Raw genomic sequence first — 15,608 nt, 5'->3', positions numbered from 1 at the left:
TGTAGGGTCCCGGATGATTGACTACTCGCTTGGTAAATAGCGCTGGCCGTTTAGCCTCCCATTCTTTCATCGCTGCAATTGGTGATTGATGGTGCAGCGCCTTCTGGGGGATATGGTGATTGTACAACCAACAATACCGCTTCAGCGTCTGCTCTAGATCCTCACCTGATGCATAGCATCGAGTGGCCAGCACATCGCTGATACGACCGTTGAAGCGCTCCACCATGCCGTTCGTCTGAGGCCGCCCAGGCTTGATCAAGCGATGCTCGATGCCATGTGCCTGGCACTCCTGGTCAAACGGATGCCGGCCGCTGGGCTTGCGCTCACCGGCCCGTGTGAAGCGATCGGTGAAGGATTTGCCGTTGTCAGTCAGCACCGTCTGGATCTTGAAGGGCGCCTTCTCTTCCACCTGTTTCATGAACGCGCGAGCATCCTTCGCGGACTGGCTGCTGCGGACCTCCAGATACACCCAGCGCGTTGCCCGGTCGATGGCCACGTACAGGTAGCGCTTCTGCTGCTCGTCAGGCATCTGGGGCAGGTGCTTGATGTCGATGTGCACATACCCCGGTTCGTAGTCCTTGAAAGGCTTGTATCGGGGCGTCTCATCACCGCCGACATCTTGACGGGCCAGCTCCGCGAGCGTTGGCACGTCACGCCGCTTGAGCATGCGGTGCAGGCCGGAACGTGACAGCCGAGGGTTCAGGAACTCGCGGGCAACGATCAGCAGATCATCGAGGCCGAGCCGAAGAAACTCGCGAGCGGCGACCAGCACTTCCTCCTGCTCGTGGGTGAGCGTGGTCAGCAGGTTGTGGCGCGTGTGGGGTCGATCATGGACATCGCCTCGGTAGCGCCAACGGCGAATGGTCGAGTCGGACACACCGTACTGACGGGCCAGTTCGCTGTCACTGATACTGGCGGACGCTGCCTGGATCTCAGCACGAATCTTCGGTGTCGTCGTCGCTTGCTTATGCAGCTTGATGTCCATGAACCTGCTCCCGGATGAATTGCTGTAGAAGCTCTCTGGCTGCCAGCAGAGGATAACTCCTATAGCTCAGTTGATCATCCGGGACCCTACAGCTATAGAAAGAATAGAAGTGCGCTATATCTTCCCAAGTTAAGATATGCCTGCCGGGTGAGTGTTGTAAAGGCTTGGCCGTTTTTATACATCCCAACAACTTATCTAATACCCTGAGTTCGGGGGTGCACTACATCATTCTTTATCTGGGGTAGGGAAAGATCGAGGGCCCTTTTTTGAATACAGCAACATTCGCACTCATAACGAAGTTGCGCGGACATCTTCAGGGCGGTGGCCTCAAGGCCCAGTTACTGCGCGGGGGAATCGGCAGTATCGCAGTCAAGATCGCCCACACAGGCTTAGCCTTCCTGCTGGCGGTGCTTCTGGCTCGTACTCTTGGTCCGGAAGGTTACGGCATCTATTCTTTTGCCTTTGCCTTGGTCTCACTGATGGCAGTTCCCTCTCAGCTTGGCTTACCTGAGTTGATGGTTCGCGAAACCGCCAAGGCCCAAGCTCATGAGCAGTGGGGGCTATTGCGTGGCCTGTGGCGCTGGAGCAGCTTGACCGTCTGGGGCTTCTCCAGTCTGATTGCGCTTGCGGCCCTTACCGGAATCTGGCTCTTTGGCGACGGTATGGGCAACGCACAAAGGCAGACCCTTCTGGTTAGTTTGCTGCTAATACCCCTCGTTGCACTGGGCAACCTCCGCGGTGCAGCACTAAAAGGCCTTCGCCGTGTAGTTCTCGGTCAGTTGCCCGAGAGTGTGCTGCGCCCAGCAATTTTGATTGGTTTGACAAGCGCCATCTGGCTTTTGGTGGGCAGCATTACCCCTATGTCGGCCATGGGGCTGCATGCCATAGCGGCGGCAGTTGCATTTATCATTGGTGCGTTCTTGCTATGGCGAGCCAGGCCACAGTCTCTGGGAGCTAGCCCTACGCCGCAATTCCAGTCTCGCCAATGGTTATCATCAGCATTGCCTCTCGCAATGATTGCGGGTTTGCAGCTAATCAATAACCAGACCGATATCATTATGTTGGGAATATTTCGATCTCCGGAAGAGGTTGGTGTTTATAAGGTTGTAGTGGCTTCTGCTGCTTTTGTTACTTTTGGATTGCAGGCTGTCAATGCTGTAGTGTCACCTTATTTTGCCAAATATTATATTGAGGGTGATATGATGCGTTTTCAGACGATTGTCAAACTTAGCACACGTGCAAGCCTAGTGATGGGGTTGCCAGTTGCATCAATATTTCTTCTCCTTGGTGATCAATTGCTTGGCGTGGTGTTTGGTGAGGAGTATGTCGCAGGATATAATGCATTGATGATAATAATTATAGGTCAAGTGGTGAATGTGTGCGTGGGTCTTGTGGGGACTATTCTTGTCATGACGGGCAATGAGAAATCTTCGTTATTTGCTTTGGTAGTGTCGTCATTGGTTAATGTGTCTTTAAATGTGTTGCTAATACCTTTTTACGGTATTCAAGGTGCAGCAATAGCTTCAGTGATGACTATTATGCTATGGAATTTTTTCATGTGGCATATGGTTAAGAAAAAGTTAAATATACAAACTGGTTTTTTGTGAATCGGAAAATATTTTTGATGCCGTAACAAAAAATCTTCAATTCAGATTTTGTTACTCAGGCGTATAGCGGATAGAGAAACCTTAATTTTTATCTCGCAGGCAACAATAATTTCATTTAATTTGATTCGACTTGAAAGTTTATGCGGAAGGAGCTTCTTTGTGTTGAAAAAAACTTTTTTTAAGATAGGAAAATATATTGTTCCACATGGGAAAATCTTTTCACCAAATCAGTTGGATGTCATGCTAGTGTCTTATCCCAAGTCTGGAAATACTTGGGTGAGAGCACTCGTCGCTCACTTGATTGCAGATGAACCTTCCCTGTCAGATATGGAAAAGTTAATCCCGGATATATACAAAGCAAATGGTAGAGTGTTGAATAATGCGTATGTGTTTAATTCCGGTGGACGGCTCCTTAAGAGTCATGAAAGCTTTAACCCCAAGTACAAGAAGATTATTTATATAGCTAGAGATCCAAGAGATGTTTGTGTGTCATATTACCATTATAAAAAAAAGATAAATAAGCTCTTGTTTGAGGATGGGATAGATAAATTTGTAGATAGTTATTTGGCTGGAAAGTTAGACTCATTTGGCACTTGGAGTGAACATATTAAAAGCTGGGAGTGTGCTGAAGAGGTTGAAAGGCTTTTCTTGAGATATGAAGATATCGTAGATGAGCCTGTCGAAGAACTAAAAAAGGTTGCTGATTTTCTTGGTATAAAGGTTTCAGAAAAACAGCTATGCATGGCTGTTGATCAATGCAAGATTGATAACCTTCGGGCTAAAGAGAAAAGCGAACGTCGTTCGTGGAGAGAGCTTAAGAACTCTGACAAGGATGGCAGTTTTTTTCGTGTTGGTGGGTCTAACAATTGGAGTGAGCTAAGCAAATTATCGTGTAACAAGATAGAGGAAAAGTGGGGTGGGGAGATGGAAAAATTAGGTTATTCTATTTCTAGTTATTAATTTCTCAGATTATTGGAATCCCCCCTTCGGCAATCTTATTGCTGATTGGTAGACTTGGTGATCTAAAAATTGCATGCATTATTTTTGCACATCATTTTAGTTTATATTGCTTAAAAATCATAAACATTACATTAAGGCCATAGTTATGCTGCAAATGTTCTGATTTAAAGTTGTTAATATTAACATGCCTCCAGCCCGTCAATCCGTCAATTGTCTGGATGACCCCCAATGAAAAAAGCACTTATTACCGGTATCACTGGCCAAGACGGCTCCTACCTCGCTGAGCTCCTTCTTGAGAATGGCTACGAGGTTCATGGCATTAAACGTCGTGCTTCTCTGTTCAATACTCAGCGTGTAGATCATATCTATCAGGATCCGCACGTCGAGAATCAGAACTTCGTGTTGCATTACGGCGATCTATCAGATTCTTCCAACATTACGCGGATCATCCAACAGGTGCAGCCAGACGAGGTTTACAACTTGGCGGCGCAGTCTCATGTGGCGGTGAGCTTCGAATCACCGGAGTACACCGCAGATGTGGATGCACTGGGCACGCTGCGAATTCTAGAAGCGATCCGTCTACTCGGCCTGGAGAAGAAGACGCGCTTCTACCAGGCCTCTACCTCCGAGCTGTTTGGTGAGGTGCAGGAAACGCCGCAGCGAGAGACCACACCCTTCTATCCCCGTTCGCCCTATGCAGTCGCTAAGTTGTATGCTTACTGGATCACGGTCAACTACCGCGAATCCTACGGCATGTATGCCTGTAATGGCATTCTGTTCAACCATGAGTCGCCGCGCCGGGGTGAGACATTCGTTACCCGCAAGATTACCCGCGGCCTAGCTAATATTGCCCAGGGGCTGGAGAGCTGCCTGTATATGGGCAATATGGATGCGCTTCGCGACTGGGGCCATGCCAAGGATTATGTGCGCATGCAGTGGCTGATGCTGCAGCAGGCAGAGGCCGAGGACTTCGTCATCGCCACCGGCAAACAAATCTCAGTACGCGACTTCATTCGACTCAGCGCCGCAGAATTGGGTGTCACGTTGCGCTTCGACGGGCAGGGCGTCGATGAGGTGGCGGTAGTGGAGGCGATCCAAGGCGACAAGGCTCCAGCCCTAGAGGTGGGTGAGGTGATTGTGCGTGTTGATCCACGCTACTTCCGGCCGGCAGAGGTCGAGACGTTGCTTGGGGATCCATCCAAGGCCAAGGCCAAGCTAGGCTGGGAGCCAGAAATCACCGTTCAGGAGATGTGCGCCGAGATGGTCGCCGAAGATCTCAAGGTGGCCAAGCGTCATGCGCTGCTCAAGGAGCATGGCTACGACATTCCTGTCAGCGTGGAGGGGTGAGCATGACAGGAGAACGCAAACCAACGATTTTCGTCGCCGGCCATCGTGGGATGGTCGGCTCGGCCATCGTGCGCCGCCTGCAGGCGCTGGGCCATGCCACTATCCTTACAGCCACACGGGACGAGCTAGACCTCACCGACCAGGCTCAAGTGGCGGCGTTCTTCGAACAGCATGCTATCGATCAGGTTTACTTGGCCGCAGCCAAGGTGGGGGGTATCCAGGCTAACAACACCTACCCGGCCGAGTTCCTCTACCAGAACCTGATGATCGAGGCCAATATTATCCACGCTGCCCATCGGGCGGACGTGTACAAGCTGCTATTCCTGGGCTCATCGTGCATCTACCCCAAGCTGGCCGAGCAGCCGATGCGTGAAGACGCCTTGCTCACCGGTACGCTGGAGCCCACCAATGAGCCTTACGCCATAGCCAAGATCGCCGGCATTAAGCTCTGCGAGAGCTACAATCGTCAGTATGGCCGCGACTACCGCAGCGTGATGCCCACTAATCTCTATGGCCCGAATGACAACTTCCATCCCGAAAATTCTCATGTGATCCCGGCGCTGCTGCGCCGCTTCCACGAGGCCAAGCTGCGCGGTGATGGCGAGGTGGTGGTATGGGGTAGCGGCACTCCCATGCGCGAATTCCTGCACGTCGATGACATGGCCGCTGCCAGTGTACATGTGATGGAGCTGGAGGCCGAGACCTATGCAGCCCACACTCAACCGATGCTCTCGCATATCAACGTCGGAACTGGGGTCGATTGTACCATCCGTGAGTTGGCCGAGACGGTCAAGCGCGTAACCGGCTTCAAGGGGGAGCTACGTTTCGATGCGAGCAAGCCCGACGGCGCTCCACGCAAGCTGCTGGATGTCTCGCGGCTCAAGGCGCTGGGCTGGCAGGCACGGATTTCACTAGAAGACGGCCTGCAGGATGCCTACCGTTGGTTCCTCGACAATCAGGACCGCTTTCGCGGCTGAGGTGCCGGCATGACGACTGATGCCCTCCGTCAGAGGGATGAGAATGGCGGTGAGTGTGACGGCTGGCTGGGCGACGCCGACTTCCGTCAGGTAGTCGCGCATACCCCTCTGGTCTCACTTGACTTTGTGGTTACCGATGCTCAGGGCGCCTGGTTGCTCGGACAGCGACTCAACCGGCCGGCCCAGGGTTATTGGTTCGTCCCCGGTGGGCGGGTTCGCAAGAACGAGACACTGGCAGCTGCCGCACGACGCCTGACCGAGACCGAGCTGGGCAGGGCCATGATGCTCTCCGACATGTGTTCTTTCGGTGTCTATCAGCATTTTTATTCCGACAGCATGCTCGCTCCCGAGCTCTCGACCCACTACGTGGTGCTGGCCTACCAGGTGTCGCTCTCCTTGGATCTTGAATCCTTGCCGTGCGATCAGCACAGCCGCTACCGCTGGTGGTCGCCGGCCGCGATTGCCAACGATCCCGTTGTGCACGCCAATACCCGTGGCTACCTGCCGGCCGTCACCAGCCTGATACACGAATACGGAGATTCTCCATGATTACACCAGTCATCATGGCCGGGGGCCGTGGCTCACGGCTCTGGCCGTTGTCGCGTCAGTTGCACCCGAAGCAGTTCCTGCCGCTCACCGGTGAGGGCAGCCTGCTGCAGGAAACACTCAAGCGCTTGGAACCCCTAGAGCACCGCGACCCACTACTGATCTGCAACGAGGAACATCGTTTCCTGGTTGCCGAGCAACTGCGTCAGCAGGGTGTGACAGATGCCCGCATCCTGCTTGAGTCAGAAGGCCGCAACACGGCCCCCGCGATAGCCGTGGCGGCACTTAAGGCAGTCTCCGAAGACCCTGATTCGCTGTTGCTGGTTCTGGCAGCAGATCACCTGATTCGCGATATACCGGCATTCCACGCCAGTGTGGCCCGGGCCCGGGAACTGGCCGAACAGGGGGCTCTGGTCACTTTCGGCGTTGTGCCAACCCATGCGGAGACCGGCTACGGCTATATCCAGCGTGGCGAGGGGCAAGGCGAGTCAGGCTTCCGTGTCAAGCGCTTCGTCGAGAAGCCCGATGCCGCTACCGCGGAAGACTACCTGGCCACCGGCGACTACTACTGGAACAGTGGGATGTTCCTGTTCCGGGCTAGCCGCTATCTCGAGGAATTGGAGCGCTTCCAGCCGGCCATGGTCGCCGCCTGCCGCACGGCCTTGGCCGGGGCCCAGGCGGATCTCGATTTCATCCGTTTGGATGCCGAGGCCTTCCGGGCCTGCCCGGCGGACTCGATCGACTACGCGGTAATGGAGCACACTGAACACGGCAGCGTGGTGCCGCTGGAGGCCGGTTGGAGCGACATCGGTTCCTGGACGGCGCTTTGGGAGGTCAGCGAGCATGATGACCAGGGCAATGCCTGCTTCGGCGATGTAATGCTCCACGATAGCCGCAATCTGATGGTACATGCCGACCACCGGCTGGTGGCCACGGTGGGCGTGGAAGATCTGGTGGTGGTGGAGACCAAGGACGCCGTGCTGGTGGCCCATAAGGACCGGGTGCAGGAAGTCAAGACGATCGTCGAACGGCTCAAGGCGGAAGGGCGCAGCGAGCAGGCGAATCACCGCGAGGTCTATCGCCCTTGGGGCATCTACGACAGTATCGACCATGGCGGCCGTTACCAGGTCAAGCGTATCACCGTGAAGCCCGGTGCCAAGCTCTCAGTGCAGATGCATCATCATCGCGCCGAACACTGGGTCGTGGTCTCGGGTACCGCCAAGGTGACCAATGGCGAGGAGACTTACTTGGTCAGCGAAAACGAATCGACTTATATCCCTATTGGGCGGGTGCACGCTCTTGAGAACCCAGGGGTAATCCCTCTGGAGCTTATCGAAGTTCAGTCAGGTGCTTATTTAGGTGAAAATGATATAGTCCGCTTCGAAGATAAATATGGTCGGTCCTAAAGTGAACAAAAGTTTCGAGCTAGATAACCGTTACTGTACAACACGCACAGTGTCTGATGAAGCTCCAATAGTAAAGTTTTACAATGAAGAATATGAACCTATTTTATTTTTGCCTAAGGGTAGTGAGAGAGTAGGTGAGGGCGGATTACGTAAAGCTGGTTACTTTAAAAATAACGTCAAAGATGCCCCCTTGATCTCTGTTGTGACAGTTGTTTTTAATGGTGAAAAATTTCTAGAAGAGACAATACTAAGCGTAATCAATCAAGAATACATAAATGTGGAGTATATAATTATTGATGGAGGGTCAACTGACGGTTGCTTGGATATAATAAGAAAATATCAACACGCAATAGACTATTGGGTGAGTGAGGCAGATGGAGGGATTTATGATGCGATGAATAAAGGGATAAGGTTGTGTCGAGGAGAGATTATTGGGATAATAAACTCAGGCGATCATTATACGGAAAATTGTTTTAGCGCTATAAAAAAATACTTCTCATCAGACTTTGATGTATTAACAGGGGCCCTGTATAAGTATTCTTCTGACTTGCGTGTGGGTTTCATTGCTAAATCCAATAGTGAGAATATAGATGATGTTTTGAAATATATGCCAATAAGTCACCCTGCTACATTTGTAACGCAGGAAGCATATAAAAAACACGGGTTATTCGATGATTATTATAAGATCTGCGGAGATAATGAATTAATAGCAAGGCTTTATAAAGCTGGATGTAAATTTAAGTTCCTTGATGATATTCTTGCAGTAATGAGGACGGGGGGAGTGTCTGAACAGATGGGAACAATTCTTTTGATGGCAAAAGAGCACTACCATTTAAGGAAAGATAATGAGTTCCCCATTTTTAATAATCTTATGATAACGTTGTACTATATACTCGCGAAGAGTTTTAAGAAAGTTGCTTCTTCTATCCTTCCCAAAAAAATCATGAGGACCTATTATGAGGCCAAGAATAGTGAGAGCTAGGAATTTTTTGATTGGCTTTTCATTATTTTTATTGGTCGCATCGCCCTCGATCAAAGGTTTGATAATAGACTCTGAAGTCTTTAATATTTTACCAGTTATTATTTTAGGCTTTACCATTTTATGGAGGTTCAGTCTTAATAAAAAAGATCTTTTGGGATTTCTCCCCACTAGTTTATTTTTAACAGTTATGTTGCTTTCTTTTTTTATTAACCCTTTAGTGTTTCCAGGAGTTAAAGAGTTTTTTAAGTACTTATTTATTTTTTCTCTATGTTTTTTGCTGCCCCCGCAGATAAATAAAGAATCACTTTCATGGTTTCTGTTTTTTTGCATGACTTGGGGGATAGTTGTAGCATTTATAAATTCTTTCGTTGGGGTGGAGTTCACAGACAGCTTTCATTATTTGACAGTAGGTTTGCCGATATCTTTGATGATAATCATAGCGTTTTTTTGGTGTCTGTATGCTGAAAAAGGTGTGTTATTTAGGGTTGCTATGGTAATGGCAATTGTTTTTGGTTTTAATTCTCTTTTTACCCTATATGGCAGAAGCCCGATTTTGTTTGTTTTTCTTTCTATAGTCTTTTATTTATTGGTTAATATTTTGTCATCGAAAGGGGTGTCAGCTTTCTTTAAGCAGTTTTCCATATTGCTATCATACATTGCGCTGTCAGTTATTGTTTTTTATTATTTTGTACCTTCCCATATATCCGAGAGAGTTTATAGAATGTTTGGAAGCTCGCAGTCTGGTGATACAGAGCCAAGGCTTGAAGCAGTCTATTATCCATCTATTGAAGCTATACTCGATAACCCATTTGGTTATGGGTTAAGCTCAAGCTGGGACGTTGTAGGGTTTTATCCACATAATATCTTTTTGGAAATGGCAATAAACTCAGGGTTAATTGGATTAACAGTAATTATAATGTTTTCATTTATTGCCATGCTTTCAACTTATGACATAATAAGAAATAAACATAGATACTGCTATGAGCTTCTTCCTTTTTCGCTTGTTTCATGGTACTTATTTTTAATGTGGAATGTCTCTTATGATATTCCTTCCGCATATGCACTAATTCCTTTTATGAGCTTCTTTGTGCTTTTCAAATTATCGACGGAAAGCTTTCGGAATAGGTTTTTTGAACAATGATTTCAGTGATAATTCCAACGCATAATCGGCATTGTGATTTAAGGGCGGCTTTGGCAAGTCTTTATAACCAGTCTTGTCTCCCTGGGGAGATAATTGTTGTCGATGATGGCTCAAAAGTACCAGTAGTTAGATCGATATTTGATGGTGCTCCAGAAAATATTAGGTGCACTTTGTTACGAAATGATTTACCACAAGGTGTTAGCTACTCACGAAATATAGGTATTTGCGAAGCTAGCTATGATTGGGTTGCTTTTTTGGATGATGATGACCTTTACACAACCAATAAAATAGAGGTTGTTACACGGTCTATGGGTGACCATGATGTGGATGTTATTTACCATGCCGCAGAAGTAAATATGATAAAAGAAGGGGTTGTATATTATACTCGTCCTTATGCTTTTTTAGATGATGAAAATGTTTTAAGATCTTTGCTCGTTTCAAATAAACTGGGAGGAACGCCAGTAGTTGTTGCTAAAAAGAGCTGTTTAGTTGATGCTGGGTTGTTTGATTGCAATCTTTCAGCCTTGGAAGATTATGAGCTTTGGATAAGGTTGGCTGCAAGAGGTAGTAAGTTTTTATTAATAAAGAATTCACTTACTTCGTGTAGATATGTTTCGAAAAAGAAGAGCGTTTCAAAGAACATTTCGGCCAATGTTAGTGCCTTGGATTATATTGAAAGTAAATACTCTGATATTTATAGAAACCTATCGGAGAAAGAATTTAAGGAACATGTTTCATGGAAGAGAAGGCTGATCATCCATAAAGCATTGCTGAATAAAAAAATATATTTAGCCTTTAAGCTTCAGCTTAAAAATTTAATTGATAGCCCTAGTTTTAAAAACTTCCTCATCTTGCTGAGTATTATGATGGGACCAAAATTTATCTATATTTTAAGGGCTAAGTTAGGAGTATGAGTAATTTTAGTAAGCTAGAGCGAGGCGCAGCTCGTTTTTTAGCGCGTTTTCCATTGGTCAAAAATGTAGCCAAGTATGCTTATTCGCGACTTGCATACCTGAAATCTAAGAAACCCTATCGGTATCGATCGTTTGCAGTTCCGAGATGTTGTTTTGTTGGAGGAGAAAGCTCATTTTTTGGATACTATGACAAGTCGCCTGCTTCATCTTCTGGCAATTGGATGGTGTATTCCACAGCCTTTTCAACTAAAGAATTGCCGAGGCCTGGCGAGCCAGTTTCGCTAATGGTCTTTTTGCGAAATAGTGATAAACCATCGTTTGGAATCGATGTTAGGGCTTATAACTGGCAGCAAGGAGCAAGGGCGCATTGGTTGGATGATGACCTTTTCATCTTCAATGATTTTGACTATTATTTAAACTCTTATGTGGCGAGAGTGTATTCTTGTGCCGAAAAAAAAGAGTTAAAAAGGTTTAGGCTTCCAGTCCAAGACTCATTTGGCACGGATTTTTTCCTATCAATTAATTATAGGCGGCTTCTTTCTCTTAGGCCCGATTATGGTTACCGAAACCTACCGCCATTGACAGATGGTGAATTAAGAAGTTTGGACGAAGATGGTATCTGGTTTGTGGATTTTGAAACAGGTAGTTATAAGCTTCTGACTTCTTTATCCCAGGCTTGCGATTTAAAACCAGCTGCCGAGTTTGATTTATCGCTGCATAAGATTAATCATGTGATGATATCTCCATCAGGCGAGAAGTATATTTTTATACATCGTTATTTGAATAAAGGGCGTCGCTTTGATCGTCTGGTTCTAGGAGATATTAAAACAGGAGAGCTTCAACTAATATCAGACTATGGTATGGTAAGTCATTGTTTTTGGGTTGATGATGATACCGTTATAGGTTATATGCGGGGGCCGGGTTACAAAGATGGTTATTGGGTTGTTGATATTTGTGAAAAAATTTTTTCTCGTTTTGCTGATGGTGTTTTAGATAAGTATGGTGATGGACACCCGCATGTGGTGGGTGACTGGTTTGTCACTGATACATACCCTGACAAAGCAAGAATGCAGCACTTGCTGTTGTGCAATTGGAAGACTGGAGAAGTCCGTAAATTAGGTGAGTTTTTCCACGGATTTGAGTATGATGGGGAAACACGCTGCGATCTCCACCCTCGACTTTCGCCCGATGGAAAGACGGTTTTCTTTGACTCCGTGTTTTCCGGAAAACGACAACTCTATTCTATGGAGCTTCCTACGTGAGCTTCTCAGTCCTGCTGTCTGTTTATAAAGATGAGTCACCATCATATCTTAAGCAAGCATTGTTGAGTATTTGGGATGATCAGCTTTTAAAGCCTAGTCAGATTGTTATTGTTAGGGATGGTCCTCTCACCTCTGATTTGAACTCTGTGTTGGTAGATTTCAAGGCTGTCCTTGGTGGTGTGCTCACAGAAGTGAGTATTGATAAAAATGTCGGCCTCGGAGCTGCTCTGAATGAGGGGCTGAAACACTGCCAGTACGAATTGGTGGCTCGTATGGATACCGATGACGTGGCCCTACCGAATCGCTTTGCCCGCCAAGCAGAGTTTATGTTGGAAAATCCCGATGTTTCTGTCTGTAGTACATGGGTCCAAGAATTTGATCAGAATTTGAAAAATTCACAAGGGTTACGAAAAGTCCCTGTGTCACACGAAGAGATTGTGAATTTCGGTAAACGCCGAAACCCCCTGAGCCATCCGGCTGTCATTTTTCGTAAAAGCGCTGTACTGGGAGTAGGTGGGTATCCGCCATTTAGGAAGTCACAAGATTATGCCTTATGGTCACTTTTGTTGAGTCGAGGCTACAAGATGGCCAATATACCCGAGGTGTTGTTGCATATGCGCACTGGCGATGGGTTGATGGCTCGACGGGGCCTATCCTACCTGATGCATGAGTATAGGATTTTGCGCTTTCAGAAGGATATCGGTTTTATTGGCTGGAAGGATTATTTGGTAAATCTTGCCATTCGGACTACGGTTCGCCTTCCTCCTGCACCCATTAAGCGTATGCTTTACAAACTGGCACGCTAAGGAATCTTGATGCAAAATTCTGTGTTATTGGCGGTAGTGGCTTCATCGGCACTCGGCTATGTAGGCGCCTGACTGAACACCAGAGTCAGTTCAGTATTGTCGATAAGGCCGAGAGCGCACATTACCGTGAGAAGGTTGAGCGGGCCGATGTACGCTCTGTGGAGGCACTGCGCGATGCAGTGCCGGAAGGTAGTGTGCTGATCAACTTAGCCGCCGAGCATCGCGACGATGTGCGCCCGAAGAGCCTCTACGATGAGGTCAACGTGGCTGACGCTAGAAACCTGTGCCAGGTAGCTCGTGAGAAGCGGATCCAGCACATCGTCTTCACAAGTAGCGTGGCGGTATACGGCTTCGCTCCGGCGGGTACGGACGAGTCTGGCGAGATCAACTACTTCAATGATTATGGACGCACCAAGTGGCTGGCTGAAGGCGTCTTCAAGGAGTGGCAGGCCGAGGACCCTGATAACCGTACCTTGGTCATCGTGCGTCCGACAGTAGTGTTTGGTGAGCAAAATCGCGGCAATGTCTATAATCTATTGCGCCAGATCGCTAGTGGCAAGTTTGTGATGATTGGTGATGGGAAAAATACCAAGTCTATGGCTTACGTGGAAAACGTGGCAGCCTTCCTGGAGCACTCACTTACCTTCAAGCCCGGTGTGCATATTCATAACTATATCGATAAGCCCGATTTTGATATGAATACGCTCGTTGGTACTGTGCGTAAAAAGTTGGGCAAGGGAGCCAGCGTGGGGCTGCGCCTGCCGTATGTGGCAGGTCTAGCGTGCGGCTATACGTTTGATGCGATGGGGGCCATCACTCGCCGGAGCTTCCCGGTTAGCAGTATCCGGGTCAAAAAGTTCTGCGCCACCACCCAATTTGCTACCAATATCGCCGACACTGGCTTCGAGCCGCCGTTACCCTTGGCGGAAAGTCTCGAACGCACCCTGCAGCATGAGTTTCTCGAGGACCATCAGGAAGAGCGAGTCTTCTTCACGGAGTAGGGTTTAATGCTGCGGCCGTTTCAGTAGCGAGGACAGCGGCTATGTATTTGTTGCAGTGGGAGAAGTCATGAAACTCTTGATCACCGGCTTGGCCGGCTTTATCGGCCACGCCGTAGCCAAGCGCCTTTCTGGCCGCGGTCACGAGATTGTAGGTATCGACAATCTCAACGCCTACTACTCTGTGGCGCTGAAGCGGGCGCGGCTGGCGGATCTGGCCGAGTGTGCCGATGTGCACTTTGTGGAGCGGGACCTAGCCGATCGCGAGGGCATGGCGGTGCTGTTTGCCGAGCATCGCTTCGATTGTGTGATTCACTTGGCCGCTCAGGCCGGGGTGCGCTATTCGCTGCAGAACCCGCATGTTTATGCCGACAGCAACCTGGTAGGGCACCTGAACGTGATGGAAGGCTGTCGGCACTATGGGGTGGAGCACTTGGTCTACGCTTCCTCGAGCTCGGTGTATGGCATGAATGACAAGGTGCCGTTTGGCACTAGTGACGTCGTGGACCATCCCGTCAGCCTATATGCCGCCACCAAAAAAGCGGGTGAGTTGATGGCTCATACCTATGCGCACCTCTATGGCTTGCCCACCACCGGGCTGCGCTTCTTTACGGTCTATGGCCCCTGGGGCCGTCCAGACATGGCGCCATTCAAGTTTACCAAGGCGCTGCTGGAAGGCAAGCCGATCCAGGTTTTCAACCATGGCGACATGCAGCGTGACTTCACCTATATCGACGATATCGTCGAGGGAGTGGTACGGATCCTCGAGGTGGTGCCCCAGGCCGGAGGGACTTCCGAGCGCCCCGATAGCAGCACCGCGCCCTTTGCCCTGTATAATATCGGCCATGGTAGTCCGGTGGCGCTGATGGACTTCATCCGTGCCGTCGAGAAGGCGACCGGCCGTGAGGCGCAGTGCGATTTCCTGCCCATGCAGCCAGGCGACGTGCAACGTACCTGGGCGGACACCGAGGCGCTTTATGCAGCCACGGGCTACCGGCCCAAGGTGGGGGTTGAAGAGGGCGTCCAGCGCTTCGTCGATTGGTACCGAGCGTATTATTGGATCTAAAGAGCAAGGGAAGGAATGAAGATCACCATTTTTGGAACGGGCTATGTGGGGCTGGTGACCGGCACCTGCCTGGCCGACGTGGGCCACGACGTGCTGTGCATGGACGTGGACGCCGACAAGATCGCGCGGCTTGAGGGCGGCGAGATCCCCATCTTCGAGCCGGGACTCGAGCCGATGGTCAAGGATAACGTGGAGGCGGGACGGCTGCGCTTCACCACCGATGAAGCGGAGGCGGTGGCCTTCGGTACGTTGCAGTTCATCGCGGTGGGCACGCCACCCGACGAGGACGGCAGCGCCGATCTCACGTACGTGCTGGCGGTGGCCGAGACCATCGGCAAGCACATGACGGACCACAAGGTCATCGTGGACAAGTCTACCGTGCCGGTGGGCACCGCCGACCGGATGCGCGAGACCGTGGCCGGAGCACTCCAGGCCCGTGCCGCGGCGATCGACTTCGATGTCTGCTCCAATCCGGAATTCCTCAAGGAGGGGGCGGCCATCCAGGACTTCACCCAAGGGGCCCGGATCATCGTGGGTACCGAGTCGGAGCGGGTGAAGACGCTGATGCGCGAGTGCTATGCCCCCTACATTCGCCTGCACGACAAGCTGAT

15 protein-coding genes are annotated in these 15,608 nt (G+C 49.6%); 14 read left to right on the top strand and 1 reads right to left on the bottom strand.

From position 1 onward, the window contains the following. Positions 1–985, bottom strand: a 985-nt coding sequence (locus tag QLQ83_RS04170; RefSeq protein WP_282734302.1) for an IS481 family transposase, incomplete at its 3' end; no start/stop codon positions are given. A 266-nt stretch (positions 986–1,251) separates the two neighbouring features. Between QLQ83_RS04170 and QLQ83_RS04165 the strand changes: the two genes are divergently transcribed. From QLQ83_RS04165 to QLQ83_RS04100, 14 genes are all read left to right on the top strand, one after another. Next, on the top strand, positions 1,252–2,592 hold the full coding sequence (locus QLQ83_RS04165; protein ID WP_282734301.1) for a flippase: 1,341 nt from the start codon (positions 1,252–1,254) through the stop codon (positions 2,590–2,592). A 159-nt stretch (positions 2,593–2,751) separates the two neighbouring features. Further along, the gene (locus tag QLQ83_RS04160; protein ID WP_282734300.1) at positions 2,752–3,552 is read left to right on the top strand and encodes a sulfotransferase domain-containing protein; all 801 of its coding nucleotides are present in this window, start codon (positions 2,752–2,754) and stop codon (positions 3,550–3,552) included. Positions 3,553–3,780: 228 nt separating this feature from the next. Next, a complete protein-coding gene (gene gmd, locus QLQ83_RS04155) occupies positions 3,781–4,899 on the top strand; it encodes a GDP-mannose 4,6-dehydratase (RefSeq protein WP_282734299.1) in 1,119 nt (372 codons plus the stop codon). A 2-nt stretch (positions 4,900–4,901) separates the two neighbouring features. Beyond that, the gene (gene fcl / locus QLQ83_RS04150) at positions 4,902–5,876 is read left to right on the top strand and encodes a GDP-L-fucose synthase (protein ID WP_282734298.1); all 975 of its coding nucleotides are present in this window, start codon (positions 4,902–4,904) and stop codon (positions 5,874–5,876) included. A 9-nt stretch (positions 5,877–5,885) separates the two neighbouring features. Beyond that, a complete protein-coding gene (locus tag QLQ83_RS04145; RefSeq protein WP_282734297.1) occupies positions 5,886–6,425 on the top strand; it encodes a GDP-mannose mannosyl hydrolase in 540 nt (179 codons plus the stop codon). Next, positions 6,422–7,828 carry a mannose-1-phosphate guanylyltransferase/mannose-6-phosphate isomerase gene (locus QLQ83_RS04140; RefSeq protein ID WP_282734296.1) on the top strand — a complete coding sequence of 469 codons (1,407 nt, stop codon included), beginning with the start codon at positions 6,422–6,424 and terminating at the stop codon, positions 7,826–7,828. The genes QLQ83_RS04145 and QLQ83_RS04140 overlap by 4 nt, the downstream gene beginning before the upstream one ends. Before the next feature lie 49 nt (positions 7,829–7,877). Beyond that, entirely contained in the window at positions 7,878–8,810 is a 933-nt protein-coding gene (locus QLQ83_RS04135) for a glycosyltransferase family 2 protein (protein ID WP_282734295.1), read from the top strand. Then, the gene (locus tag QLQ83_RS04130) at positions 8,785–9,951 is read left to right on the top strand and encodes an O-antigen ligase family protein (protein WP_282734294.1); all 1,167 of its coding nucleotides are present in this window, start codon (positions 8,785–8,787) and stop codon (positions 9,949–9,951) included. Before QLQ83_RS04135 ends, QLQ83_RS04130 begins: the two co-directional genes overlap by 26 nt. Then, entirely contained in the window at positions 9,948–10,865 is a 918-nt protein-coding gene (locus tag QLQ83_RS04125) for a glycosyltransferase family 2 protein (RefSeq protein WP_282734293.1), read from the top strand. The genes QLQ83_RS04130 and QLQ83_RS04125 overlap by 4 nt, the downstream gene beginning before the upstream one ends. Continuing rightward, on the top strand, positions 10,862–12,127 hold the full coding sequence (locus QLQ83_RS04120; RefSeq protein ID WP_282734292.1) for a TolB-like translocation protein: 1,266 nt from the start codon (positions 10,862–10,864) through the stop codon (positions 12,125–12,127). The genes QLQ83_RS04125 and QLQ83_RS04120 overlap by 4 nt, the downstream gene beginning before the upstream one ends. Next, on the top strand, positions 12,124–12,933 hold the full coding sequence (locus QLQ83_RS04115) for a glycosyltransferase (RefSeq protein ID WP_282734291.1): 810 nt from the start codon (positions 12,124–12,126) through the stop codon (positions 12,931–12,933). The genes QLQ83_RS04120 and QLQ83_RS04115 overlap by 4 nt, the downstream gene beginning before the upstream one ends. Positions 12,934–12,959: 26 nt before the next feature. Further along, entirely contained in the window at positions 12,960–13,934 is a 975-nt protein-coding gene (locus QLQ83_RS04110) for an NAD-dependent epimerase/dehydratase family protein (RefSeq protein WP_282734303.1), read from the top strand. Positions 13,935–14,001: 67 nt separating this feature from the next. Then, the gene (locus tag QLQ83_RS04105) at positions 14,002–14,997 is read left to right on the top strand and encodes an NAD-dependent epimerase (protein ID WP_282734290.1); all 996 of its coding nucleotides are present in this window, start codon (positions 14,002–14,004) and stop codon (positions 14,995–14,997) included. 15 nt (positions 14,998–15,012) lie between these two features. After that, on the top strand, positions 15,013–15,608 hold a 596-nt coding region (locus QLQ83_RS04100; RefSeq protein WP_282734289.1), incomplete at its 3' end, for a nucleotide sugar dehydrogenase.

This window comes from Halomonas rhizosphaerae (genome assembly GCF_030010555.1).
GTDB lineage: Bacteria > Pseudomonadota > Gammaproteobacteria > Pseudomonadales > Halomonadaceae > Halomonas > Halomonas rhizosphaerae.
Note: the sequence above shows the minus strand (reverse complement) of the source record. Positions and strands in the feature narration are given on the sequence as shown.